Source organism: Pseudorhodoferax sp. Leaf267, from assembly GCF_001422405.1.
Taxonomy (GTDB): domain Bacteria; phylum Pseudomonadota; class Gammaproteobacteria; order Burkholderiales; family Burkholderiaceae_C; genus Pseudorhodoferax.
Map to the genome: position 1 here is coordinate 1,437,313 of NZ_LMMV01000001.1, position 24,907 is coordinate 1,462,219.

Annotated in this window: 22 protein-coding genes, 1 tRNA gene and 5 pseudogenes; 13 read left to right on the forward strand and 15 right to left on the reverse strand. The window is 64.9% G+C overall.

Annotated features, from left to right (window positions below):
* Nucleotides 1-382: 382 nt before the first annotated feature.
* Nucleotides 383-623, forward strand: a pseudogene (locus ASF43_RS29710) (ATPase); the annotation flags it as partial.
* A 162-nt stretch (nt 624-785) separates the two neighbouring features.
* Here the strand turns inward: ASF43_RS29710 and ASF43_RS30460 are convergent.
* From ASF43_RS30460 to ASF43_RS31595, 3 genes and pseudogenes are all read right to left on the reverse strand, one after another.
* Nucleotides 786-850, reverse strand: a tRNA-Ser gene (locus ASF43_RS30460).
* 199 nt (nt 851-1,049) lie between these two features.
* Nucleotides 1,050-1,511: pseudogene (locus tag ASF43_RS31590) on the reverse strand (tyrosine-type recombinase/integrase); the annotation flags it as partial.
* 358 nt (nt 1,512-1,869) lie between these two features.
* Nucleotides 1,870-2,088 (reverse strand): annotated as a pseudogene (locus tag ASF43_RS31595) (Arm DNA-binding domain-containing protein); the annotation flags it as partial.
* A 175-nt stretch (nt 2,089-2,263) separates the two neighbouring features.
* Here ASF43_RS31595 and ASF43_RS06380 point away from each other — a divergent pair.
* Complete coding sequence (locus ASF43_RS06380; protein WP_369803237.1) at nt 2,264-2,884, forward strand: IS66 family transposase; 621 nt, start codon at nt 2,264-2,266, stop codon at nt 2,882-2,884.
* A 219-nt stretch (nt 2,885-3,103) separates the two neighbouring features.
* On the opposite strand, the gene ASF43_RS06385 is transcribed toward ASF43_RS06380, so the two are convergent.
* Nucleotides 3,104-3,436, reverse strand: coding sequence for a hypothetical protein (locus tag ASF43_RS06385; protein ID WP_056177785.1), 333 nt, complete (start codon nt 3,434-3,436; stop codon nt 3,104-3,106).
* A gap of 5 nt (nt 3,437-3,441) precedes the next feature.
* A pseudogene (locus tag ASF43_RS06390) lies at nt 3,442-3,771 on the reverse strand (hypothetical protein); the annotation flags it as partial.
* Here ASF43_RS06390 and ASF43_RS06395 point away from each other — a divergent pair.
* Both ASF43_RS06395 and ASF43_RS06400 read left to right on the forward strand, forming a co-directional pair.
* The gene (locus ASF43_RS06395; RefSeq protein ID WP_082497640.1) at nt 3,703-4,188 is read left to right on the forward strand and encodes an SDR family NAD(P)-dependent oxidoreductase; all 486 of its coding nucleotides are present in this window, start codon (nt 3,703-3,705) and stop codon (nt 4,186-4,188) included. The pseudogene ASF43_RS06390 and the gene ASF43_RS06395 sit on opposite strands and share 69 nt — an antisense overlap.
* 241 nt (nt 4,189-4,429) lie before the next feature.
* Entirely contained in the window at nt 4,430-4,792 is a 363-nt protein-coding gene (locus tag ASF43_RS06400; RefSeq protein ID WP_056177789.1) for a hypothetical protein, read from the forward strand.
* Nucleotides 4,793-4,916: 124 nt separating this feature from the next.
* Here ASF43_RS06400 and ASF43_RS06405 read toward each other — a convergent pair whose 3' ends face one another.
* Complete coding sequence (locus ASF43_RS06405; protein ID WP_056177790.1) at nt 4,917-5,711, reverse strand: AraC family transcriptional regulator; 795 nt, start codon at nt 5,709-5,711, stop codon at nt 4,917-4,919.
* Nucleotides 5,712-5,783: 72 nt separating this feature from the next.
* Entirely contained in the window at nt 5,784-6,566 is a 783-nt protein-coding gene (locus tag ASF43_RS06410; protein WP_056177792.1) for a GntR family transcriptional regulator, read from the reverse strand.
* A 289-nt stretch (nt 6,567-6,855) separates the two neighbouring features.
* Here ASF43_RS06410 and ASF43_RS06415 point away from each other — a divergent pair, with 289 nt between their 5' ends.
* Nucleotides 6,856-10,368 (forward strand): indolepyruvate ferredoxin oxidoreductase family protein, encoded by a 3,513-nt coding sequence (locus tag ASF43_RS06415; protein ID WP_369803243.1) that lies wholly within the window; start codon nt 6,856-6,858, stop codon nt 10,366-10,368.
* 113 nt (nt 10,369-10,481) lie between these two features.
* On the opposite strand, the gene ASF43_RS29715 is transcribed toward ASF43_RS06415, so the two are convergent.
* The 5 genes and pseudogenes from ASF43_RS29715 to ASF43_RS06445 form a co-directional block, all read right to left on the reverse strand.
* A protein-coding gene (locus tag ASF43_RS29715; RefSeq protein WP_235578145.1) for an IS3 family transposase occupies nt 10,482-11,839 on the reverse strand; the annotation gives its coding sequence in 2 pieces (ribosomal slippage) (nt 10,482-11,359 and nt 11,359-11,839; 1,359 coding nt in all).
* An 89-nt stretch (nt 11,840-11,928) separates the two neighbouring features.
* Nucleotides 11,929-12,222: a putative quinol monooxygenase gene (locus ASF43_RS06430; RefSeq protein ID WP_056178177.1), complete on the reverse strand. Its 294-nt coding sequence runs from the start codon at nt 12,220-12,222 to the stop codon at nt 11,929-11,931.
* 359 nt (nt 12,223-12,581) lie between these two features.
* Nucleotides 12,582-12,722: pseudogene (locus tag ASF43_RS31330) on the reverse strand (IS5/IS1182 family transposase); the annotation flags it as partial.
* 169 nt (nt 12,723-12,891) lie between these two features.
* The gene (locus ASF43_RS06440; RefSeq protein WP_056177800.1) at nt 12,892-14,127 is read right to left on the reverse strand and encodes a site-specific integrase; all 1,236 of its coding nucleotides are present in this window, start codon (nt 14,125-14,127) and stop codon (nt 12,892-12,894) included.
* Between the two features lie 261 nt (nt 14,128-14,388).
* Complete coding sequence (locus ASF43_RS06445) at nt 14,389-14,871, reverse strand: hypothetical protein (protein ID WP_156373167.1); 483 nt, start codon at nt 14,869-14,871, stop codon at nt 14,389-14,391.
* A gap of 406 nt (nt 14,872-15,277) precedes the next feature.
* Here ASF43_RS06445 and cadR point away from each other — a divergent pair, with 406 nt between their 5' ends.
* From cadR to ASF43_RS06465, 4 genes are all read left to right on the forward strand, one after another.
* Nucleotides 15,278-15,718, forward strand: coding sequence for a Cd(II)/Pb(II)-responsive transcriptional regulator (gene cadR, locus ASF43_RS06450; protein ID WP_056177805.1), 441 nt, complete (start codon nt 15,278-15,280; stop codon nt 15,716-15,718).
* A gap of 114 nt (nt 15,719-15,832) precedes the next feature.
* On the forward strand, nt 15,833-17,017 hold the full coding sequence (gene bktB, locus ASF43_RS06455; protein ID WP_056177807.1) for a beta-ketothiolase BktB: 1,185 nt from the start codon (nt 15,833-15,835) through the stop codon (nt 17,015-17,017).
* Between the two features lie 106 nt (nt 17,018-17,123).
* Entirely contained in the window at nt 17,124-17,345 is a 222-nt protein-coding gene (locus ASF43_RS06460; protein ID WP_056177809.1) for a hypothetical protein, read from the forward strand.
* 5 nt (nt 17,346-17,350) lie between these two features.
* Complete coding sequence (locus ASF43_RS06465) at nt 17,351-17,650, forward strand: type II toxin-antitoxin system RelE/ParE family toxin (protein WP_056177811.1); 300 nt, start codon at nt 17,351-17,353, stop codon at nt 17,648-17,650.
* A 45-nt stretch (nt 17,651-17,695) separates the two neighbouring features.
* Here ASF43_RS06465 and ASF43_RS06470 read toward each other — a convergent pair whose 3' ends face one another.
* Complete coding sequence (locus tag ASF43_RS06470; RefSeq protein ID WP_056177814.1) at nt 17,696-19,111, reverse strand: PLP-dependent aminotransferase family protein; 1,416 nt, start codon at nt 19,109-19,111, stop codon at nt 17,696-17,698.
* Nucleotides 19,112-19,251: 140 nt separating this feature from the next.
* Here ASF43_RS06470 and ASF43_RS06475 point away from each other — a divergent pair, with 140 nt between their 5' ends.
* From ASF43_RS06475 to ASF43_RS06485, 3 genes are all read left to right on the forward strand, one after another.
* On the forward strand, nt 19,252-19,614 hold the full coding sequence (locus tag ASF43_RS06475; protein WP_056177816.1) for a CidA/LrgA family protein: 363 nt from the start codon (nt 19,252-19,254) through the stop codon (nt 19,612-19,614).
* Nucleotides 19,611-20,309 carry an LrgB family protein gene (locus ASF43_RS06480; RefSeq protein WP_235578146.1) on the forward strand — a complete coding sequence of 233 codons (699 nt, stop codon included), beginning with the start codon at nt 19,611-19,613 and terminating at the stop codon, nt 20,307-20,309. The genes ASF43_RS06475 and ASF43_RS06480 overlap by 4 nt, the downstream gene beginning before the upstream one ends.
* A 164-nt stretch (nt 20,310-20,473) precedes the next feature.
* Nucleotides 20,474-21,193: a Crp/Fnr family transcriptional regulator gene (locus ASF43_RS06485; RefSeq protein ID WP_056177818.1), complete on the forward strand. Its 720-nt coding sequence runs from the start codon at nt 20,474-20,476 to the stop codon at nt 21,191-21,193.
* 72 nt (nt 21,194-21,265) lie between these two features.
* Here the strand turns inward: ASF43_RS06485 and ASF43_RS06490 are convergent, their stop codons facing one another.
* The gene (locus ASF43_RS06490) at nt 21,266-21,496 is read right to left on the reverse strand and encodes a hypothetical protein (protein ID WP_056177820.1); all 231 of its coding nucleotides are present in this window, start codon (nt 21,494-21,496) and stop codon (nt 21,266-21,268) included.
* A 2-nt stretch (nt 21,497-21,498) separates the two neighbouring features.
* Nucleotides 21,499-22,281, reverse strand: coding sequence for a transglutaminase family protein (locus ASF43_RS06495; RefSeq protein WP_056177822.1), 783 nt, complete (start codon nt 22,279-22,281; stop codon nt 21,499-21,501).
* A gap of 145 nt (nt 22,282-22,426) precedes the next feature.
* On the opposite strand from ASF43_RS06495, the gene ASF43_RS06500 reads away from it, so the two are divergent.
* Nucleotides 22,427-24,832 carry a catalase gene (locus tag ASF43_RS06500; RefSeq protein ID WP_056177825.1) on the forward strand — a complete coding sequence of 802 codons (2,406 nt, stop codon included), beginning with the start codon at nt 22,427-22,429 and terminating at the stop codon, nt 24,830-24,832.
* Nucleotides 24,833-24,907: the final 75 nt, after the last annotated feature.

A 24,907-nucleotide genomic window follows, 5' to 3' on the forward strand; every position in this document is an offset into this window, starting at 1 on the left:
GGGGCACGCGGCTGGCACACGCTGATGGATGCGAATGCGGTCCCAAAGCGACGCCTAGCATTTGGGGACGTCGTATGTCTGACTCACACCGCAAGGACGCGGGTAGCTGCGGCGAGTTGGAGACAAGTCCTCAGCATCAGGAGGATGTTGCCGCCAGCCTTCGACAACGGCCGATCCAGCGAAGGAACAGAAAAGCTACTCTTCCCGCAAGGTTATCCAATTAAATCGAGCCGTTCGATTGCATCGAGCGAACGGTATGCAGCTGAAAGCTTTGGCCACTTTTGGCCCACCAAAACAAAAGGCCACCTGTCAGGTAGTGCGCTGATTTAACAAACTTTTTTGGTGGGCGGTGCAGGCTTCGAACCTGCGACCCCTCCCGTGTGAAGCGCCAGAATTTGCCAGGCGGGCAGATTGCGTCGGGATCGACGGGCCGGCATGTATTGCCGCGGTGGCACGCTCCGCGGTGCTGGCGGCCACGCGCGAACTGATCCCGCTGCAGCCCAGCCCCTATGACTTGCGGACGAGTGCAGAGATGGTGGCGCTGATCGCCGAGGCGCAGGTGCTTCCTTCCCCTGCGCGCGGCATTCAGCATCAAGCGCCGCGCCATCAACATGGTCATCGGCGCGAAACACACCACGCGCGGCACTCCAGCATCGCTGGAGAAAAGACTTTGTCGTACGCGTGCGATTTCGGACACGCGTCGGACACGGCCAAGAATCGACAATCTGCCAAGAAAAAAGCACCTAGCGCCTTCGCGCTAAGTGCTTGATCTACCAAAAGAATTTTGGTGGGCCCTGAGTGACTCGAACACTCGACCTACGGATTAAGAGTCCGTAGTTGCCGCAAGCCCGCCTCCGGAGGGCATGGGTTTGTGCGGCGTGCCGGATCCTCCGAACCACAGATTTCAAGAAATTCCAGCCATGTCGACAGCGCGGCGCGACGCTCGGCATAGTACGTATGTTGGTCGTAGATGCCTTCGACGCCTCCAAGCTGTGGTTCAGGCACATTTCGGAGATGTCGCGCGGCACGCCCAGCGCTCGCATGTGCGACTTCATGGTGCTGCGCAGATCATGCGGGGTGAAACGACGCACCTTCGTCTGGTATTGCCGGACCCAGTAGTCGATGGACTCCCGCACCGTGTCCTTGCCCACATGCATGTCTCCGCCATGGCGCTCGGCGCGACTGCGCGCCCTGGCCGGCAGCACATAGTCTGACCTTCCGCTGAACTGCCTCAGCTCCCTGAACCAGCCGACCAGCGCCGGTGCCAGGGGCACGTCCATCGCGGGACCGGTCTTGCTGTCCGGAATGTGCCACCGGCCCTCCTCCAAGTGAACATCGACCCACTTCGCGGTGAAGAGCTCGGTTCCCCGAACGCCGGTGCCGAGCAAAAATCGGATGGCCAATGCGTTGTTGCGACGCATGGGAGCATTCAGCAGCAAGTGCAGTTCCTCGCGTGTCAGCATCAGGCGCTTGCGCACCGGTGGTCGGGGCCCGAGCAGCGCCGCGACCATGATGCCAGCGGCTGGATTGACGTTGATCAGCCGCTTGCCGCACGCGTGCGTGAACAAGCACTTCGCGGTGATGTGCAGGAGACTCGATTCCCCCCCACGTGAGGCGGCTGTCCTCGATCACTCCGACGATGTCGCTGGACTCAACCTCGCGCACGCCGAGCATGCCGATGCGCTTTTCAAGCCGCTTGAGATGGCGGCCGTAGCAGGTCTGCGTGCTCTTGGCCAGCGTGACCAGCTTCTTGCCGCGGTAGTCCCCGATCAACTGGCGCACGGTCCAGTCCTTGGCCGCGACCACCTTGGCCTTGCGCTTCTCGGCCACGGGATTGACACCCCGAAGGATCTCTGCCCGCTGAAGTGCGGCCATCGAACGGGCCTCTGCCAAGCTGAGTTCCGGGTACCGGCCAAGCGTCAACTCGTAGCGTCGTTGCCCATGTCGGTACCGCAACACCCAAGCCGCGCAACCCGCGCTGGAGATCGTGAAGGTCAAACCATTGCCGTCGCTGCGCGCCGTTGGTTCGCCAAGCCTCAGCGCGTGCCTGCACTGAAGGTCCTTTAACACACCGTACCTGCTTTTCATCGGCCTGCTCCAAAGGGCGCGCTAGCTACCCAGCTAGCTACCCATCAACGTTGAGATCAGCCAGGACGTCAAGATACGGCGTGAAACCGAAAAATGCAAAAAACCCTTTAGCTACAACAACTTAGCGATACAGCTTGGGCCTGCCTGAGACCCCCTGAAACCTCAAAGTAAGACAATGTCGTACCGCTCCACCATGGCTGGCTGGGTCGATCACAGCGAGCGGCTGCTCGCGCCGCTGGTGGCCGCGCTGGGCCGCTACACGCTGGCGGCTACCAAGCTGCACGCCGACGACACGCCCGTGCCGGTGCTGGCACCTGGCCAGGGCAAGACGCGCACCGCGCGCCTGTGGGTCTACGTGCGCGACGACCGGCCCGCCGGCGCCAGCGAGCCACCCGCTGCCTGGTACCAGTACACGCCCGACCGCAGGGGCGAGCATCCGCAACGCCACCTGCGCCACTTCCATGGCGTGCGTCAGGCCGATGCCTATGGTGGTTGGGGCAAGCTGTACGACAGCGGGCAGGTCACCGAGGCCGCTTGCTGGGCCCATGCGCGCCGCCCGTGGTGGGACCTGTACCTGAGCACCGGCAAAGCCGAGGACTCCATCGCCGCCCAGGCACTGCAACGTATCGCAGCGCTGTATGCCGTGGAGAAAGAGGTCCGTGGCCTGCCACCGGATGTTCGCCGGGCTCACCGCCAGGCCCGTGCCGGACCGCTGCTCGAGAAGCTGCACGCCTGGCTGAGCGGCCTGGTGGGGCGCGTGTCGGCCAAGTCCGATCTGGCGCGCGCCATCGGCTAAACAGACCAGCCGGCGCAGCCCTACAACCGCCGCCGAGATGCGTTTGCAAATTACTCGTTCAGGCTAGCGGGTTGTTCATTCAAATTTGCAGTTATTTCGTACTTCGACACCTGCGTGAGAACGATACCAGTCGGTTACGCCTTGTAGACCCTGGCGCGCGCATCCGCATCCGCTTGAAGAAGGGATGGTTGGACTGCGCTTGTTGCAGGGCCAGGAGGCCTACTGCGCTTGGCTGTGCTGCTGAGCGATCAGCAGCCGCGTCAGGGCAGGCCCTTGGGGGCCATCAGCATGCCGCGCCTGAAGGTTTCTGCGATCCAACATGCGCGGTTTCTCGGGCGTCGCGATGCAGTACAGCCGCGATGCGTCTGGGTCCGGCAAACCTCCCGCGGCAGACCACAGGCGCTCCAGCAGCGCCGTTTCGAGGCTCAAGAAGTGGCGCCTCACCCACAGCCGCGAAAGCAGATGCCCGATGGGCAACACGCCGGCTTCCAGGTCACGGCGGATGTCTGCCTGAAGGCCATCCAGGGCGATGTACGCCAGGTTGTCCATCATCACCTGAACGACGCATACATGGGCGATACCGACACCAGTGTGGTGAGGATGGGGGCACTTGCGCCCGTGCTCAACACGTTGCCCAGCGTGAGCTCGGCGCGCGAGATGCGGCCAGAGACCGGTGCGACGACCTGGGTGTAGCCGAGGTTGTCAACCTTCTCAACCGCCTCCATCCGGCCGGAGTAGGTTTGCCATTCGGCGATGGGCTTGGCGATGATGGTCGCCACGTCGACCTGCACTGCCGGAGCCTGCTTTGCCTCAGAGGCATGAGCCGCCGCGATGGGGCCGCTATCGTGGCTCGGCCCGTTGATGGTGATGGCTGCCGCACCTGCGATGGCGGTGACGAAGCCACCTTCGAGACCAACGTGTTCGCCGTGGTCGAAGTCACGCAGGCGTTCCTGCCCTTGCTACGCGCGGCGCCGGCAGCTCGCATCGTCAACGTGTCGAGCCAACTGGCCTCGTTCGGATGGCACACGGACCCCAGCTCGCCCATCTACAACTTCAAAATTCCCGCCTATAACGCCTCCAAGAGCGTGGTGAACTCGTTGACGGTGCACCTCGCCTACGAGCTGCGCGACACCCCCATCAAGGTGAACGCCATCCACCCTGGCTACGTCCAGACCGACATGAACGGCGGTCACGGCGAAATTTCGGTGCCGGAAGGGGCGAATAGCAGCGTGGAGATGGCGCTTCTCGCGGAGGATGGTCCGTCGGGCACATTCACCCACCTCGGGAAGCCGTTGCCCTGGTAAGCCCGCCGTCGCAGCGCCCGCGCAGGCCTGCGATGTGATGAGACGCAACGATAAGTTGCGAGCCCCTGCGATAAGGAGCGAGGGCCGTTGATAAGGCCCGTTGCCGGTGTTGCTGGAGCATGGAACCGGGCAGTCGATGGAGTTGCACCTCAGGGTTCTTCGCCACGACCCGCCTGCGGGCGGGCGCGGTCTGCGTCCGCTCGCCATTCCAACTAGCAACCCGACAATGAGCGAGACAACCATGGACAACGTCATTGAGGCGCCCGCAGAGGCAGGCATAGGCAGCAAGAAGCTCTTCGAGAACGACAAGGTCATCGTTTGGGACTTCGTTCTTCCAGCAGGGCAGGAGACCCCCGTCCACATGCACAACCACTCGTACATGTGGTTCGCGGTGCGAGGCGCACCGCTTCAAATCTACGACGAGCACGGCAACGACGTGGGACTGTTCCCCGTCCCCACCGACGGAGTCTTCGAACTCAAGGTCGAAGGCGACACCATCGAGGTCATGTCGGACATCGGCAAGGGCGTGAAGGTCCCGTCCAAGCACAAAGCCAAGAACGTGGGCAATGAGACGTACCGCGAAATCCTGGTGGAGTGGAAGTAGCTAAGCCACCGCTGGCATAGGCTGACGAAGCTGCCCGACGAGGACCGGGCGCCTCGTCCGCAGCAGGCCGGCCTGCATGCATCTCGAGCGGACGACCGCTCGAGGCCCGCGTCCCGCGGCGCAACTACATCACCTCGACAATTTTGCGGTACTTGCTGGGGGCGAACCCCTGCATGCCAACGAAGAACCGCGTGAAATTTCCAGCGGTGTCGAAGCCAAGGTCGAATGCGATGTCCTGCAGCTTGACGTCGCGCTGAGCTACTTTGCGCAGCCCGCATTCCATCTTCAGCATGTTGATGAACAGCGCGGGCGGCATACCTGTGGACTTCCTGAAGAGCCGGAAGAACTGCGCTCGCGACAGCCCGGATTGCACAGCCATGTCTTCCGGTGTCGCGGTGGGTTCCTCGCAGGACAGCATGCGCTCGACGATGCGCCTGATGCGCGCGTCGTAGTCCAGTTCACCGCGCTCGCCGGCAAAGTGCAGAAGGTCGCGCGGCGGTGCGAGTGTCAAAATCTCAGCGAAGATGGATGCGATGAGGTTCTCCATGTCGCGAGGACTTGGCGGCTCGCGCTGAGTCAGGGCGTCCATCACATCGTCGCGACCGCGCTCGAGCAGGGGCGTCAGCACTTGGACTGGTCGGGCGAAGAACTTGGGGTGCGCGCTGTACGCGAACCGCCGGTCCACCTGCTTCAACCAGTGTGGGTTGAGGTAGAGCGCGAGCAGGACGGTCTTCTCCTCCGTCTCGCGAAAGTTGTAGAAGTGCGGCTCCCAGGCGTTAATCAACAGCGCGCCGTGGGCTGTGACGGGGTACTCCTTGCGGCCGATGCCGAAGTCGATGTCGGCGCCGCCAATCTTGAAAACGATGTGGCATTCCCGATGCGCGTGAAGCGCCATGGAATGGTCCAAGCGGACCAGCACGACTCTTCCAAACGTCCCGTGGATGATACGAAGTGGGTCTGACATAGCTGCACCTCAACCGTGCCCAATCGTTCACACCGTGTTGGGCTCTAGGGCTACACCGCCCTGCAGGGTTGCGCCGGCCGCTTGCAGCGATGTCGACGCATCGACCAAGAAAAATCGCGAGACCATCTCCTTGGCGATTTCAACGGCTCGCTTGAGGCTGACGTCAATGTGCTCAGTGAGCACTTGAAGCGCCTCCTCAGTCCTCCTGTGGGCGACCAAGTCGATGACGTTGATGTGAGCGTCGAAGGCCTTCAGATTCCACGCTGACAGCTGCTCGATATCGATGTTCCGTGCGACATGGATGCGGCGGGTCACCATCTCGGCGAAGGAGACCAGCTCCTTGTTCTTGGAAAGGGCCACAAGCCTTCGATGGAACTCCTCGTCCGCAAGGACGAGGTCGCCAGTTGACAGGTCCTGAGCCCGTTGCATGACGCCAACCCAGTAGGCCTTGACCGCAGCGATGTCCGCGTCCGAGGCACGCAAAACCGCCAGATGAACTGCCCGCCGCTCCAGTGCGATTCGGACCTGGTAGAGGTCAAACACCTCGTCCACGCTGATGGCCTTGCGGAAGAAGCCCTTGTTCAGCACGAACTCGAAGAGGCCTTCCGACGAGAGTCGGTTCAGGGCTTCTCGCAGCGTGGCACGGGCGACGCCAAGCTCCTCGCTGAGACCCTTCTCGTTGATGCGCGACCCCGGTTTGAAGTCGTACCGCATGGCGCGGTCACGCAGCTCGTAGTAGAGCCGCTCAACGCTGCTTTCGTCGCGAACGGTTGGCGGCTTTTTCGAGGCCTTCCGGCTGGCTGTTCGCATGGTCCTACACCTGCCTATCCGTGGTCACCAACGAGGCCGCATGCACGCTCGTGCAGACCGGGGATGGCCAGTCGATTTGTGCCTGTAAACGAGGGATTTCCATGAGCTTCTGCGAACGTTGGTGAGCCGGAATGATAAGTGTCGACACTTATACCGGCATAGAATTTTAGAACTGCTCCGGCCGCGGTTCAAGTGCGTGGTTTCCCGGGGATTGGTCTCAGCTGCGAGCAGGAATTTGGCCGGCATTGAGCGGCGTTGCCGCTCAGCCGACTCGGGCACCGCGCCCATTTTGTGGACGTTGCAAATGAACCTTCGTACGGTCAGCCTTGACGACAAGTACACGCTGCGCAGCGGGCGAGTTTTCATCACAGGAACGCAGGCACTGGTGCGGCTGCCGCTGACGCAGCAGCTGCGAGACAAGGCTGCGGGCCTGAGCACCGCCGGCTACATCACGGGCTACCGCGGGTCGCCGCTTGGCACGTTCGACGATCAAATCAACAAGGCCTCCAAACACCTGGGCGCGCACGACGTCGTGTTCGTGCCCGGGGTGAACGAAGACCTGGCCGCGACGGCGGTGTGGGGCTCTCAGCAGGCCGAAGCCGCTGGGGAAGGCAAGTACGACGGTGTCTTTGCGCTGTGGTACGGCAAGGGCCCTGGCGTCGACCGCACAGGCGATGCGTTCAGGCATGGGAACTTGGCCGGCTCATCGAAGAATGGCGGCGTCCTCGTCCTGATGGGCGACGACCATACGTGCGAGTCGTCGACGACCTGCCACCAGAGCGAATTCGCGATGGTCGACGCGATGATTCCGGTGCTCAGTCCTGCTGGCGTGCAGGAAATCCTCGACTTCGGCGTGGTGGGCTGGGCGCTGTCGCGCTACAGCGGTTGTTGGGTTGGGATGAAGTGCGTCAAGGACACGGTAGAGGCGACCGCGTCGATTGAAGTCGCCATCGACCGTGTGCGCATCAACCTGCCTGAGGGCCTCCAGATGCCTGCGGACGGCTTGAATCTCCGGCAGCCAGACACGCCGCATGCGCAGGAGGCGCGGCTTCACCGGCACAAGCTGGAGGCGGTGAAGGCCTTCGCCAGGGTCAACGCCATCGACCGCACCGTCGTCGATGGGGAGGACGCCAAGCTCGGCATCATCACGCACGGCAAGAGCTACCTGGATGTGCTTCAAGCATTGCATGACCTTGACCTCAGCGAGGAGCAGGCGGGCAAGCTCGGCCTGCGCATCTACAAGGTTGGCATGACTTGGCCGCTCGAACCCACCGGTGCCGCGCTCTTCGCGAAGGGCCTGGAAAAGGTCATCGTCGTCGAGGAAAAGCGCAGCCTGTTGGAGCAGCAGCTCAAGGAGCAGCTCTACGGCAAGCCAGGTGCGCCGACCATCATCGGCAAGCGCGATGAACAAGGGGGCACCCTGTTCCAGTCAGAGCTCGCCCTCGACTCCAATCAAATTGCAGTTGCTCTGGGCCCGCGGCTGCTGGAACTCCACGAAGGCGGGCTTGAAGCGCTCCAGCGGCGCATCGAGCAGATTCGCTCCATGCGTTCTCCCAAGGGGGTAATCGATATCCTGTCTCGCAGCTTCTACTTCTGCAGCGGATGCCCGCACAACTCGTCGACGGTCCTGCCCGAAGGTAGCAAGGGGTATGCGGGCATCGGCTGTAGTTGGATGGCCCAATCGATGGACCGTTCGACGACGGGATACACGCAAATGGGCGCTGAGGGGCTGGCGTGGGTTGGGGAGGCTCCCTTCTCAAAGCGAACGCACATGTTCCAGAACATCGGCGACGGGACGTACTTTCATTCGGGCTTGCTGGCCATTCGCGCTGCTGTCGCCGCGAAGACCAACATCACCTACAAGATTCTGTTCAACGATGCGGTCGCCATGACCGGTGGGCAGCGACACGACGGCACCTTGGATGTGCCGACCATCGCGCGACAAGTCCGAGCGGAGGGCATCCAGCGCATCGCTGTGGTCACCGACGAACCCGGGAAGTACCCGAAGGACATCGATTGGCCAACTGGACTGACGGTCCACCACCGTGACCACCTCGATGTGGTGCAGCGCGAGCTTCGGGAGGTTCAGGGGGCCTCGGCCCTCATCTACGACCAGACCTGCGCGGCCGAGAAGCGCCGCCGCCGCAAGCGGGGCGTGATGCCTGACCCAGCGAAGCGGGTCGTCATCAACGACCTGGTCTGCGAAGGCTGTGGCGACTGCGGGGCAAAGTCCAACTGCGTGTCGGTGCAACCCCTTGAGACTGAGCTCGGGCGCAAGCGCACCATCGACCAGTCGTCCTGCAATAAGGACTTCTCGTGCGTCAAAGGCTTTTGTCCGAGTTTCGTGACAGTCGTGGGTGGCAAGCTGCGCAAGCCACAGCGCGCCGGCGAACAAAGCCGACCGTTCGTGGCTCTTCCCGAGCCAGCGCTTCCGTCTCTCGACGGGCGTGTCTACAGCATCCTGGTCGCGGGCATGGGCGGCACCGGTGTGGTCACGATTGGCGCCATCCTTGGCATGGCAGCGCATCTCCAGGGCCTGGGATGCGGCATTCTGGACATGGCGGGACTGGCCCAAAAAGGCGGCTCCGTGTGGAGCCACCTGCGCTTCGGAGCGACGCCGGGCGCCATCAAGACAATTCGCATCGCAGCGGGTGGCGCCGACCTGATTCTGGGGTGCGACATGATTGTCGCGGGCAACTCAAAGACGCTGGCTGCGGCACGCTCCGGGCGTACGCACATGCTGGTCAACACCCAGGAGACCATGCCTGGTGAGTTCTCCAGGAAGGCCGACATGCAGTATCCGCGCGGCAGCCTTCAACGCAATGTCGTAGACGCCGTCGGCGAAGGCCATGCGCGCTTCATCGAAGCTGGACGCATTGCTACAGCGCTGATGGGCGACAGCATCGCGACCAACCTTTTCATGCTGGGATATGCATACCAGCAGGGCCTGATTCCGTTGGCGAGCGAGGCCATCGAGAAGGCCATCGAACTGAACGGGTCACAGCCGCAAATGAACCAAGAGGCGTTCCTCTGGGGGCGCCGGACAGCCGTTGACCCCAAGGCCGTTGAGCGGGTTCTCGGCTGGACACAGGCCTCGCTGGCCTCGACTTTGGCACCTTCGGCAATCGCAGACCTGGACGAGGCCATTGCCTGGCGGAAAACCTTCCTAACGGATTATCAGGACGAGCGTTACGCAGACAGGTATCTTGCGCTCGTGGAGCGCGTGCGTGCCGCCGAGCAGGGCAGCTTTCCAGGACGGACCGATTTGACGCGCGCCGTCGCGAAGTACTACTTCAAGCTGCTTGCCATCAAGGACGAGTACGAGGTGGCTCGCCTCTACACCGAGACAGAGTTCCTCAAGGGCGTGGAGCGCAACTTCGAGGGCGACTACAGGTTGGTTTTCAACCTCGCACCTCCCTTGCTTGCCAAGCGAGACCGGGAGACTGGTGAGCCCAAAAAGCGAGAGTTCGGTCCATGGCTGCTTCCGGCCTTGCGTCTTCTCGCGAAACTACGCTTCCTCCGTGGGAGCCCCCTCGATGTGTTCGGCTACTCGCAAGAGCGGCGGATGGAACGCAACCTGATTGAGCGCTACGAGTCCAACATCGCCCAGGCCTTGAAAGTACTGACCGCGTCGCGCGACGCAGGCCACCATGACACGGCGTTGAAACTGGCGACGCTTCCTGAGCACATCCGCGGCTACGGCCACGTCCGAGCCCGCAGCGTCGAGGTGGCCAAGCCCGAGGAACAGGCATTGCTCGAGGCGCTGAATCGTAGCGTTATCACCCTGCAGAAGGCTGCGTAGTGCAGCAATCAGTGCCCGCGAGTTCCTCGGTGTAACTCCACCCCGAGGACAAAAGTGAACCGCCCCGCAAAGTGAACTGACCCCCACAAGTTGGACGGTCACGATTCCGCCGATCAGGCGGCGCTTCTCAGCCGGTACTCCACCGGACTGAGCCCCTGCAGCCCGAGCTTGATGCGCTCGTGGTTGTAGTAGTGGACGTAATCATGCACGCCCGCTTCGAGCGCATCAATGCTGTTGGGCGCGGCAAGATGGAAATACTCAGCCTTCAGGGTGCCGAAGAAGCTTTCAATCACCGCGTTGTCAAAGCAGTTGCCCTTACGGCTCATGCTTTGCTTGACTCCACGTCTCGCGAGCATCGCGCGGTACGGCTGCATCTTGTAGTGCCAGCCCTGGTCCGAGTGCACGATCAGTTCATGGGCGCACTTGGTCCGCGCAAGCGCTGCCTCGAGCGTGCCGGAAACCAGCTCGAAGACCGGACGCCTTGCCATGCGGTACGCGACGATCTCGCCGTTGTACAGGTCCATGCAGGCCGACAGGTAGAGCTTGTGGCCGTTCACATTGAACTCGGTGACATCGGTCGCCCACTTCTGGTTTGGCGCGGTCGCGCAGAAGTCGCGTTGCAGAACGTTGGGCACATGCGCATCGCTCAAGCCAGGGACATGCCGGGAGCGTTTCTTCGCCCGAATCAACGCGCGCAGCCCCATCTTTTGCATCAGACGCTGCACGCACTTGTGGTTGACCGGTTCCGCCATCGAATTGCACAGCACGGCCGTGATCCGCCGGTAGCCGTAGCGGCCCTTGTGCTCGTCATAGACCGTGCGGATCGTGGCCTCCATGGCGCTTTGCTGGTCGGCGCGCTGGGTCGCATGGCACTGGTAGTAGAACGTGCTGCGCGCCAGGCCCGCTACCTGCAATAGGTCCGCCAATTTATGGTAAGGCCTCAACCCGGCAATCAGACGCGCTTTGTCGGCGCAGCTGACCTCTTCAACCGGATCAAGGCCTGCAATTTTTTTAGGTACGCTACCTCCGCGCGCAGACGCTCGTTCTCTTCCCGCAGGGTTTGCGGCGCATCGGTGGCGACCACGTTCGACGGGGCTGCACAGCGTCGTTCCGGCTTCATCTTAAGAGGCTCTTCTTTCTCGGTTTGGAGAGCCTGCAGGCCGCCTTGATCGAGATTGCGTCGCCAGACGACGACCTGGTTGGGATTGCGGATGTCATAGATCGCCGCAACTTGGCGGCTGGAGAGCTGTTCGCGATCCTGATGAGACAGCACCTGCAGTTTGAACTGCGCACTGTAGATGCTGCGCTTAGGGCGCAATCCGTCGACGCCATGCAGGCGGTAGTGGCTCACCCAGGTGCGGATCTTCTCTTCGGGCACCGACCAGCGCCGAGCCAGCAACTTTGCGCCGCCTTCGCCCGCCAAGAAACTCTGGACGACTTCCAGCTTGAACTCCGTTCTGTACCGCTTCATAAAACCCCTTGAAGTTCGTCCAACTTCTGGGGGTCAGTTCAAAAGCCGGGGCGGTTCACTCAGCTCCTTCGGCGCTTCGCCGCTCAGCACTATTTGACCGCCACAACATCCCAGCGTTCGATCACTACTGGTTTCGCGAGAAGCTCGTCCGCATGCTTCATTAGCGCTGCGGCGATAGGCCCATTAAGGTGGGCGGCTCGACCATCTTCGGCGTCGAAAGCGTCGAAGATTGCGAAACTGCTGGGACCGAATTTCAAGGCATACCAGACCGGCGTACCGGTCTCCTCTCGTGCAAGTGGAAGCGCTCCTTTAAGGAACTCCTCTAGCGCGGCTTCCTTACCAGGCTTGGCATCGAGCCGAACAAACAAACCCATTTGCGTCATCTTGATGATCTCCTCGGTGAATGGTTGAGGTTTGTGCTGCCAGGACATTTCAATGATCGGCTGCACACCCAAATCTAGCATCGCAACGCCATAAGGGGACTTGGCAATATTGCCAATTATGATACCGTTCTCGCCATGATGCCATCAACGACGATTTTGGCACTCGATGGCGTGTTCGATACAGGGCTGGCGGCGATACAGGACACCCTGGCGACTGCACGCGACTTGGCTCCCCCTGGCTCCAACGACGCGTGGAAAGCGCAAGTTTTCAGCATCCGCCGCGTAGCACATACCGCGCATGGCCTTGCCATCCCCACCATGCAGGCAGAAGCTCGCTCAAATCCTGAATTTGTGTTTGTCCCAGCCTTGCCTTCGGGCGCGTACGGCGTGATCAGGCTGATCAGCGCTGCCCATGGCACCACGCGCTCCATCTCTGCCAGGAACTCGCGCTTTCGTGTGCGCTTGGTCGTCAGGTTCAGGCCCAGGTCGGCTTGCTCCATGGCTCAGATTTTGCAGCGCCTCAGTTCGCCGAGCACATCGCGAGCGGATTTGTGCAGACCGTTCCTAGGCGAATTCCTCGACGCCAATTTGCTCGACAACTACCAGTGTCTGGACTGCGCCACTTAATTGCAAAAAATATAGTTTCGCGCTTTTGGATAGTAATGGCGTCTAGACGCCATCGCAAAACCTGGACCAATCGGCCATCAGTGATCTGCGCTTCTCCAACAGGTCACCCCGTCGATAGGAAGCTTCGGTTTGATTCTTGATCTTGTGCGCCAAAGCCATTTCACGGACTTCTGAAGGATGGTCCGTGGCTTCACTGCACCAGGTAGAGAATGTCGCGCGATAGCCATGCGTTACGACACGGCGACCGTCCTTATCGAGCGGCTTCATTTCTTTCAAAAGCTCAAGCATGGCCCCATCGCTCAACGGCCCACTACTCCCAGCACCGGGAAATATCAGATTGCCTGTCCGCACCGAATGCATACGCTTGAGCAAGTCCAAAAGCGACCCCTCAAGGGGAACACGGTGGACATCGCGTTTAACCTTCATGCGCGAGCGCGGCACCGTCCAAACTCTCGACTCGAAATCTAATTCCGACCATTCAGCCCCTAAAGATTCGTTGGTCCGAAGCGCTGAGAGAATGGTGACTTCCAGCGCGTGCGCCGACATGCCATCTCTGGCTCGTAGATCGCGCATGAATGCGGGCAGCAAGGCAAAAGGCAGCGACGGGTGCTTTCCGCCCTCCCTCAATTTCGGCAGCAACTTGTTCAAAATCTCAGTTGCGGCCGGGTTGTCATTGCGGTATTTGTGCGCCTTGCACCAGTCGAAGGTATTGCGCAGCAGCGACGCCAACCGTTCAGCGGTTGCCGGGCTGGTCTCCCAAACCGGCCGTAAGACCTTCACCACATGACCGGCTTCGACATCTGCGACGCGGAGGGTGCCGATCACCGGCGTGATAAAGGTACCCAACATGGCTAAGCGCTTAGAAACGCCCTTTGGATCGCGAACCCATTTGCCCTTCATGTCTTCAATGAACCCCTCGACCGCAGCCGTGACGCTGATGGCCGCTGCCCTAGCGTTTGCGGCCTGGGCCTTGGCGACCATCTTCTCGGCCAAAGGGTCCACGTTCTCGGCCACCTTGATGCGCAGCAGCCGGGCCTTCTCGCGGGCCTGCGCCAAGGACACATCACCCAGGCTGCCCAGTCCGAAGTCGCGGCGATGCTGCACCGCTAGGCCGCTTGAATTGACGCGCTTGCCCACGGTTAGCCGTGCCACCCAAGAACGGGCGCCGCTGGGCGAAATCTGAAGTTGCAGCCCTGGTGCACCACCAACTGGATGGAGGCCAGGTTTCCTCAGTGCTTTGACTTCGAGGATGGTCAGCTGCGAAGCGGTCTTTGGCACAGTGGATCTCAAGCGGAATCGAACCAGTGTACCCCACTAACCGCCCCACTACAAACGCGAGCCGTGGTGATATCTTCTGAAACCTACTGCGACGATGATTCAAAGACATCATTTTAAATCAACATCATGTTTCCCGGAATGAGACTTCGTGAGATGCCCTGAGTTCGGTTCCGCTTCCCTTCACCCGCTCCACTCCCGGCCGCGCCGGCAGTGGCCCAGCCGCCCGGCTGACATCCCCTTCTCGCATCCCTCCTGGCTGGCCTACGGCTGGCGCGCGCGCCACGCGCCTGGCTGCCTCTCGGCCTCCAGGAACGGCGGCAACAGGCTGGCCAGCAGTGCCAGCCGTGCGAACTGTTCGTCGCTGAGGTCGACTTCCTCCTCGTCGAAGACACACAGCGTGGCCTTCAGCGAGCGTTGCGGGTCGAGGATGGGCACGGCGTGGTACGCCAGCATCAGCCCCTTGTACGGGCTGTAGTCCATGCGGCTGTCGGTGGCCGAATTGGCACAGCGCAGCTCGCCGTCGCGCAGTGCCAGATGACAAAAGCTGTCCTTGAACGGCACGCGCGCAATGAAAGCCGGGCGGGGCTCGCCGCGCTTGTCGTGGAAATAGCGGTTGACCAGGTCGCCATCCTGCACCTCGAAGATGGCCGCGTAACGGCACGGCATATGCAAGCTCAGGTCCTTCAGAGCCTCGGCGATGCCCAGGTACTGCAGCAAAGCCCGGGGTCGGTTTTCGCGGTCCATCGTCGTTTCATATGGTTCACACAATTCGGCCATAGTAAGAGCAGATCAGCGGTCATTGCGTGTAGCGGGCGAGAAAGTCCGCCATCCGGAGGATGGTGGGCGTGCACAACGCCCAGGCACCAGCTTCGCGCCAGGGCCAGACATAGTTGGTGCAGTGCAATAACAGCGGCTCAGGTGAACGCCGGCACGATCCGAACTGTTCACATGCCTCATTCGCGGGCACCGCGTCGCAGGCCGCGCCCAGCAACGATCTGCGCAGAAGCCCTCAGGGTTTTCCCCAAAGTTATCCACGGCCCCTGGGCACAACAGCAGCGCACCAAACCGGGGCATTTGATCGGATCGAGCCCTTGCAACGGCATGGACTGCCTGCCGCGATAGAGTCGGGCCCAGCATGGAAGGACCTGCCATGAAGATCGGCCAACTCGCCTCCGCCACCGACACACCCGTGGAGACCATCCGCTACTACGAGCGCGAAGGCCTGTTGCCGGTCGCGCCGCGCACCGAGGGCAACTACCGGGTCTACGACGAGGCCCACGTGCAGCGCCTGAGCTTCATCCGGCACTGCCGCTCGCTGGACATGGCGCTGGACGAGATCCGCACGCTGCTGCGCTTCAAGGACGCACCGGACGCCGACTGCGCCGGCGTCAACGACCTGCTGGACGCCCACATCGGCCATGTGGCCCAGCGCATCCGTGAGCTGCGCGCGCTGGAACGCCAGCTCGTGGACCTGCGTGCCCAATGCCCCGTCGCCCATGCCACGGAAGACTGCGGCATCCTCAAAGGCCTGGCCAGCGAGCCGGCGCCGCACGTGCCGGGCCGCACGCGGCATGTGCACGGCGTGCACTGAATTGTTTCGGCTGCCCGCTCGGTGACACCCTGACGCCGGCTCGCGTGGGAAGATCGCGCGCGTTGCGGCCCGCACTCCGCGGGCGGCCACCACAAGCGTTCAAGGAGCAGGAACATGGGTCGTGAAGTCGTCGTCGTCAGCGGTGTGCGCACCGCCATCGGAACCTTCGGGGGCAGCCTCAAGGATGTGCCCCCCACGGCGCTGGGCGCGCTGGTCGTGCGCGAATCGCTGGCGCGCGTCCAAGTCGAGGGCAAGGACGTGGGCCACGTCGTCTTCGGCCACGTGGTCAACACCGAGCCGCGCGACATGTATCTGTCGCGCGTGGCCGCGCTGGACGGCGGCTGCAGCGAAGACACGCCGGCTTACAACGTGAACCGCCTGTGCGGCTCGGGCCTGCAGGCCATCGTGTCGGCCAGCCAGTCCATCCTGCTCGGCGACTGCGACATCGCGATCGGCGCCGGCGCCGAGAGCATGAGCCGCGCACCCTACGCCTCGCTCAACGCGCGCTGGGGCGCCCGCATGGGCGACACCAAGATGGTGGACATGATGGTCGGCGCGCTGCACGACCCGTTCCACAACATCCACATGGGCGTGACGGCCGAGAACATCGCCGCCAAGTGGGGCATCACGCGCTCCGACCAGGACGGGCTGGCCGTGGAGAGCCATCGCCGCGCCGCCAAGGCCAGCGCCGCCGGCTACTTCAAGGAGCAGATCGTTCCCGTGGTCTCCAAGGGCCGCAAGGGCGACGTGGTGTTCGACACCGACGAGCATTTCCGCGCCGACGCCACGGTGGAGGACATGGCCAAGCTCAAGGCCGTGTTCCAGAAGGAGAACGGCACGGTCACGGCCGGCAATGCATCCGGCCTGAACGACGCGGCGGCGGCCGTGGTGCTGATGGAGGCGTCCGTCGCCAAGGCGCGCGGCCTGGCGCCGATGGCCCGCCTGGTCGGCTATGCCCATGCCGGCGTGGACCCCAAGTACATGGGCATCGGCCCGGTGCCGGCCAGCCGCAAGCTGCTGGAAAAGCTGGGCCTGAAGGTCTCCGACCTGGACGTGATCGAGGCCAACGAGGCCTTCGCCGCCCAGGCCTGCGCCGTCACCAAGGACCTGGGCCTGGACCCGGCCAAGGTCAACCCCAACGGCTCGGGCATCTCGCTGGGCCACCCCATCGGCGCCACGGGTGCGGTGATCACCGTGAAGGCGCTGCACGAGCTGCAGCGCATCGGCGGGCGCTACGCGCTGGTGACGATGTGCATCGGGGGTGGGCAGGGGATCGCGGCGGTGTTCGAGCGGGTCTGAATCGCGGACGGTAGTGGCCCAATTGGGCGTGGGGCTGGCCGGGTCTGCGCGCTGGCCGATTGATCACGCACCTCGCACCATGCCACCCGAGAGTAGGATTGCGCGCATGAGCATCGCCACTGGAACCGTCGTTGACGGCAAGATCGTCGTCGAAGGCCTGACGCTCCCGGAAGGGACCGTCGTGACCGTGCTGGCCCCTGACGACCAGGCTCCGATCCGGCTGCCGCCAAACCTGGAGCAGGAACTTCTCGCCGCTATCGACGAAGCCGACGCCGAACCAGGCGGCGCGGGCCCGGAATTTCTGGAAAGTCTTCGCCGTTACGGATAGCCCCTGTGACGCTGCAGTACCAGATCAAGGCGCGCGCTGCCCGTGAGATCGCGAGCGCCGCCGAATGGTGGGCTGTGCACCGCCAGGCAGCGCCCGGCGCTGTCCGCCAGGACATCCAGGACGCGTTGGCTGTGCTGGTGATCCAACCCGGTATCGGCGGCAAAGTCGAAACCGGCCGAACGATCCAGGTGCGTCGGTTCTACCTCTCGCGCACAGGCCATTGGCTGTACTACCGCGTCAAGGGTGAGACGCTGGAGGTGTTGTGCCACTGGCATGCAAGCCGGGAGCATGGCCCGTCACTTTGACGTTCCGCCCCAGCCGCCTGACGGACCAAGCATGGCTCCCTCACGTCAACCCCGCCCCGCCGCCATCCCGCCCAACACCGCCACCGCACGCTGCGCCCGCGCATCCCATGCGTGCCCGTAGTTCAAGCGCAGGCAATTCCCAAACCCCCGCGTGGCCGAGAAGATCGGCCCGGGCGCCACGCTGATGCCCTGGGCCAGCGCGCGGCGGTGCAGGTCCAGCGCGTCCACGCCCTGCGGCATCTCCACCCATAGGAAGTAGCCGCCCGCCGGCCGCGTGGCGCGCGTGCCGGCCGGGAAATGCTCGGCCACGGCCTGTGCGAACTGTTGCTGCTGCGTGGCCAGCGTGTGGCGCAGGCGGCGCAAGTGCTTGTCGAAGCCGCCCGTCTCCAGGTAGGCCGCCAGGGCGGCCTGGTTGGGCGCCGGCGCCGCCAGCGAGGTCGTCAGCTTCAGGCGTGCCACCTGCTTGGCGAAGCGGCCCGGCGCGGCCCAGCCGATGCGGTAGCCGGGCGCCAGGCATTTGGAGAACGACGCGCAGTGCATGACCCACCCCTCGCTGTCGAAGGCCTTCGCGGGCTTGGGGCGCTGGGCGCCGAAGTGCAGCTCGCCGTAGACGTCGTCCTCGATCAGCGGCACGCCGTGGCGCGCGAGGATCTGCACCAGCGCGGCCTTCTTGTCGTCGGGCATCGCGCTGCCCAGCGGGTTCTGGAAGCTCGTCATGAGCCAGCAGGCCTTGGGCTGGTGGCGCACGATGGCGCGCTCCATCGCGTCCAGCTCCATGCCTTCGCGCGGATGCGTGGGCACCTCCACCGCCTCCAGGCCCAGGCGCTCCAGCGACTGCAGCGCGGCGTAGAAGGTGGGTGACTCGATCAGCACCGCGTCGCCCGGGCGCGTGACGGCGGCCAGGCACAGGTTCAGCGCCTCCAGCGCGCCGTTGGTGATCACGATCTCGTCGGTGTGCACGTGCAGGCCGTCGGCCAGGTAGCGCAGCGCGATCTGCCGGCGCAGCGCCTCGCTGCCCGGCGTCAGGTCGTCGACCGTGCTCCACGGGTCCAGGTTGCGGGCGCTGGTGGCCAGCAGCGCGGCCAGGCGCTGCAGCGGGAACAGCAGCGGGCTGGGAAAGGCCGAGCCCAGCGGCACCACGTCGCGCACCATGCTCGACTGCAGGATCTCGAACACCTGCTCGCTCACGTCCAGCGCGATGGTCTCGCCCTCGGGCGCGGACGGCCGCTCCAGCTCGGGCGGGCGCGCCTGGATCTGCGGCGCCACGTAGTAGCCCGAGCGCTCGCGCGCCTCAATCAAACGCTGCGCCTCCAGCAGGTAGTAGGCCTGAAACACCGTGGACGGGCTCACGCCGCGGCTGGCGCAGGCCTGGCGCACGGAGGGCAGGCGGTCGCCGGCCGCCAGCACACCGCTGGCGATGGACGCGGAGATCTCGGCGGCCAGCGCTTCGTAGCGCTTCATGGCGCGCGGCCTGGTCGGGTGGCGGGGTGCATCGCGGGCGTGTCCATCTGATCTGGTGGCGGGGGCTGCTTTTGATTCTGTCGCATCGCGCAGGCATGGCTGACAATCGCGCCCCCGTGTCGCCCTCCCCGCTTGCCACCATGATCCGAACCCTTGCCGGCGCGCTGGCGCTCGTGCTGTTCCTGCTGCTGGGCGAGGCCATCGTGCGCTGGTCCGGCCTGCCCGTGCCGGGCTCGCTGGTCGGCATGGTGCTGCTGCTGGCCGCGCTGATCGCGTGGGGCCGCACGCCGCCCGGCCTGCAGGCGGCCAGCACACCGCTGCTGCGGCACCTGATGCTGTTCTTCATCCCGGCCGTCGCGGGCGTGATGACGCAGTTCGCACTGGTCGCCGACGAATGGCTGCCGTTCCTGGCCGCCTGCGCGCTCGGCGCCGCGTTGACGCTGGCGGTGACGGCGCTGGCCCTGCGCTGGTCGCTGCGCCGTTTCGGTCAGGGGCCGCAGTGAGCGCCCTTGCCGCCCTGCCCTGGCTGGCGCTCACGCTGGCCGCCTATGCCGTGGCACTGTGGCTGTTCCGCCGCGGCGGGCTGCATCCGCTGCTGCTGCCGGTGCTGGTGGGCACCACGCTGGTGGTGGGCGTGCTGCTGGCCACGGGCACCTCGTATGCCACTTACTTCGACGGCGCGCGCTGGATCTACTGGCTGGTCGGCCCGGCCACGGTGGCGCTGGCCGTGCCGCTGTACGGCCAGATGGAGCGCCTGCGCCGCATGTGGCTGCCGCTGTCCATCGCGCTGGCCGCCGGCTCGCTGACGGCCATCGTCTCGGCGCTGGGCATCGCCTGGCTGCTGGGCGGCTCGCGTGCCACGCTGGTGGCCCTGGCGCCCAAGTCCGCCACCATGCCGATCGCCATGGCGGTGGCCGAACAAGCCGGCGGCACGCGCTCGCTGGCCGCCGTGGCCGTGGCCGTCACGGGCATCGCCGGGGCCATGGCCGCGCGCGGCCTGCTGGCCCTGCTGCGCGAGCGCGACGAGGCCGTGGCCGGCTTCGCGCTGGGCATCTCGGCCCATGCGATCGGCGTCGCGCGGGCGTTGCAGACCAGCCCCACCGCCGGCGCGTTCGCGGCACTGGCGATGGGGTTGAATGGCATCGCTACGGGCATCGTCGTGCCCATCGTGCTGGCGCTGCTCGGGCTGTTGGCCTGAGCGCGCGGGCCTGAGCGCGCGGGCCTGCGACACGCAGGCAAGCCTGCGAGGTCAGCGGTCCGTGGGGCCATGCTTGCCATCCGGACAGCCGCCAGCCGCGCCTGTCCTACAGTGCGGCACGGGCGAGGAAGGTCTTTGCGCCGAGGAGTTGTCGAAATGCACGCATGGTGAACCGGAACGACGCGACCAGGAACCAGCTGCTGGCCGCGCTGCCGCAGGAGGTGCTCGAACGCTGGCTGCCCCACCTGGAGGTGGCCGACCTGCCGCTCGGCAGAGTGCTGTACGAGTCCGGCGGGCTGATGACCCATGTCTACTTTCCGACCACCGCCATCGTCTCGCTGCTCTACGTGCTTGAGAGCGGTGCCTCGGCCGAGATCGCCGTTGTGGGCCACGAGGGCATCGTCGGCATCTCGCTGTTCATGGGCGGCAATTCCACCTCCAGCCGGGCACTGGTGCAAAGCGCAGGCGTGGGCTTTCGGCTGGGCGCCGCGCAGATGAAAGCGGAGTTCGACCGTGCGGGCCCGGCCCTGCACCTGCTGCTGCGTTACACGCAGGCCTTGATCACGCAGATGTCGCAGACCGCCGTGTGCAACCGCCACCACTCGCTGGACCAGCAGCTATGCCGCTGGCTGCTGCTGAGCCTGGACCGGCTGGATGGCAACGCGCTGTGCATGACGCAGGAGCTGATCGCCAACATGCTCGGTGTGCGCCGAGAAGGCGTGACCGAGGCCGCCTCGCAGCTGCAGAACGCGGGCCTGATCCGCTACGCGCGCGGGCGCATCACCGTGCTGGACCGGCCGGGCCTGGAGCGGCGCACCTGCGAGTGCTATGCCGTCGTCAAGAAGGAATACGACCGGCTGCTGCCAGCACTGCCCGCCACCTGAACAGGAGCGCGGCGCAGGCTGCGGGCCCACCGGGAGTCGACGCCCTGTCGATGTGGCGCGTGCCCGGCAAACCTAGTCGTCCGTCTTGGCCGCGCCGCGGATGTTCATGGCCGCCAGCGCCACCTGCAGGCTCACAAGTGCCCAGGCCGCGGCCTGGCTGCCCCAGGCGATCCACAGCGCGTTGCTGAGCAGGAAGACCCAGAAGCCCCAGTTGCGCCGGCGCTTGTCTTCGGAGGCCACGAGCCAGGACGCCAGCACCGTGACCACCATCGCGGGCCATTGCACCAGGTCCAGCCACTCCATGTTCATTGGCCCAGCGCGACGCTGACCTGCATCTCCACGATCTCCATGTCGGCGTAGTTCGACAGGAAGGCCACGTCGGCCGCGTCGCGCCCATAGGCCATCACGACACGCCCGCCGCGCGGCTCGGTCTGCGTGGCGTCGAAGGTGTACCAGCGGCCACCGACGAAGGCCTCGAACCAGGCGTGCAGGTCCATCGGGTCGAGCTGGTAGAGGTAGCCCACGACGATGCGCGCCGGGATGCGCAGCGCGCGGCACAGCGCCGCGCCGATGTGCGCGAAGTCGCGGCACACGCCGGCCCCGGCCTGGATGGTGTCCATCGCGTCGGTGCTGGCCTGGCTCACGCCGTAGCGGTATTCGTGGTTGTCGTGGATCCAGCGCCGGATGGTCTCCACCTGCGCGTAGCCGGGCGCGACGCCGGCCACGACCTCGCGGGCCTTGTCGGACATCTTGTCCGAAGGGCAATAGCGGCTTTGCAACAGGTAGACCAGCACGTCGTCGGGCAGCTGGTCGATGGGCGTGGTGCCGGCGTTGAAGTCGACGGCCAGGTATTCGTCGACCTCGACTTGCGATTGCACGTCCAGCGTCGAGCGGCCAGCCGGCACGACGAAGCGCTGGCAGACATTGCCGAAGGCGTCCACGTATTCGCGCGGCCGCGACCAGGGCGAGATGCCGTAGCGTTCGGAGACCACCCATTGGGCGGCGCCACTGCGCGGGCGCAGCATGGCGACGACGGGGCAGTCGTGGGGGCAGTCGACGGTGATCGTGGATTGGGTGTTGAGCAGCATGCAGCGACGGTAAGCGCTGGGGCGCGGGCGCTCTGTCAGCGGCCAGGCCCGGACATGCGGCCTGCGGTCCTACACCACGCATGGCCGGCCCGCCCATACGCTCGAGAGCTTGGCAATCTTGCCAGCCTCACAAGAGCCCCACCCCATGCCCAAAAGCAAGACGCCCGCCGCGACCAAGGCCGCCGCCCGCAACACCGACAGCGCGCCCGCCAAGGCGCCGACCGGCTCGCCCTCCGACCCGGCCATGCAGCAAAAGGCGGACACGCAGACGCTGGCCGCCGGCATGCCCTACAACGCGAATAAGGCCGCCGAGCACGGCATGGCCCATGGCATGGCCCCGCCGGCCGGCGCCACGGTGGAGGCGCCTTCGCGCCTGCCCGGTGCCAGCACGCTGACGGAAGAGACGGGCACGCAGAAGACCGGTAGCGTGGCGCCCCCCGGCGTGAACGCCAGCATCGAGCCGCTGGACCGTGTGCGCGTGGACTCCACGGGCCAGGCGCTCACGACCAACCAGGGCGTGAAGATCGCCGACAACCAGAATTCGTTGAAGGCCGGACTGCGTGGCCCGGTGCTGCTGGAAGACTTCATCCTGCGCGAGAAGCTCACGCACTTCGACCATGAGCGCATCCCGGAGCGCATCGTGCATGCGCGTGGCTCCGCGGCGCATGGCTTCTTCGAGTGCTACGAGCCGCAGACGCAGCTCACGCGCGCCGCCCCGTTCCAGGAGGCGGGCAAGGTCACGCCCGTGTTTGTGCGTTTCTCCACCGTGGCCGGCGAGCGCGGCTCCAAGGATACGGCGCGCGACGTGCGCGGCTTCGCCGTCAAGTTCTACACCGACGAAGGCAACTGGGACCTGGTGGGCAACAACATGCCGGTGTTCTTCATCCAGGACGCGATGAAGTTCCCCGACCTGGTCCACGCCGTCAAGCCCGAGCCGCACCACGGCATGCCGCAAGCCGGCAGCGCACACGACACCTTCTGGGACTTCGTCTCGCTGATGCCCGAGTCCACGCACATGCTGATGTGGGCCATGAGCGACCGCGCCATCCCGCGCAGCTATGCCACCATGCAGGGCTTCGGCGTGCACAGCTACCGCCTCGTCAACGCACAGGGCGAGTCGGTGTTCGTGAAGTTCCACTGGGAGCCGAAATTCGGCACGCAATCGCTGGTCTGGGACGAAGCCGTCAAGATCTCCGGCGCCGACCCCGACTACCACCGCCGCGACCTGTGGGAACGCATCGAGTCCGGCGTGTTCCCCGAGTGGGAGCTGGGCTTTCAGGTCTTCACCGAGGAGCAGGCCGAGAGCTTCAGCTTCGACATCCTGGATGCGACCAAGATCGTGCCTGAAGAGCTGGTGCCCGTGGTCAAGGTCGGCCGCATGGTGCTGAACCGCAACCCCGACAACTTCTTCGCCGAGACCGAGCAGGTCGCCTTCTGCACGGCCCACGTCGTGCCCGGCATCGATTTCTCGAACGACCCGCTGCTGGCCGGACGCATCCATTCCTACGTGGACACGCAGATCACGCGCCTGGGCGGGCCGAACTTCCACGAGATCCCGATCAACGCACCCGTGGCCCCGGTGCACAACAACCAGCGCGACGGCTTGCACCGCCAGGCCATCCCGCGCGGACGCGTGTCCTACGAGCCCAACTCGCTGGGCGGCGGCTGCCCGTTCCAGGCCGGTGCGGCCCAGGGCTTCGTCTCCGTGTCGTCGCGGCAGGAGGCCAGGGAAGAGCAAGGCAAGGTGCGCGGCAAGCCCGAGAAGTTCGCCGACCACTACACGCAGGCCACCCTGTTCTTCGAAAGCCAGTCACCGGCCGAGCAGGCCCACATCGCGGCGGCCTTCCGCTTCGAGCTGAGCAAGGTCACGGTGCCTGCGATCCGCGAACGCATGATCGGCTCGCTGCGCAACGCATCGGAGGAGCTGGCGCGCAAGGTTGCAGCAGGCCTGGGCATGCGCGAGTTGCCGCCGGCCATGCCGCGCGCACTCGACAAGCCCGCCAAGCCCGAGGTGCGCCAATCGCCCACGCTGTCGCTGCTGGCGCGGCCCGGTGACGGCAGCATCCGCGCACGCAAGATCGCGGTGCTGGTGGCCGATGGGGTGGACGGCACGGTGGTCGCCCAGGTCGTGCAGACCCTGGTCGACGCGGGTGCCGTTCCGCGCCTGGTCGCGCCGCACGTGGGGACCATCGTGACGGCCGACGGCGGCAGCCTGGACGCCGACGCCTCCCTGGAAAACGAGCCCGGCTTCCTGTTCGATGCGATCGTGCTGCCCGACGGTGCCCAGGCCGTGACGGCCCTGGCCGCGGACGGCCGCACCATGGAGTTCGTGAAGGACCAGTACCGCCACTGCAAGACGCTGCTGGTGTTCGCCGCGTCGCAGGCGCTGCTGGACGCGGCCGGTATCGACGACAAGCTGCCCGACGGCAGCGCCGACCCGGGCCTGGTGCTGGCCGCCGGCCAGGACACGGCTGCGGCACTGCAAGCCTTCGTGCAGGGCGTGGCGCAGCACCGCCATCCCTCGCGCGAGACCGACCCGCCCCGGGTCTGACACGCGAGACGCGCCAGCCGGAAGGCTGGCGCGCGCCGTCGTCCGACAACGCGCGCCTGCTCACGGCATTAACGT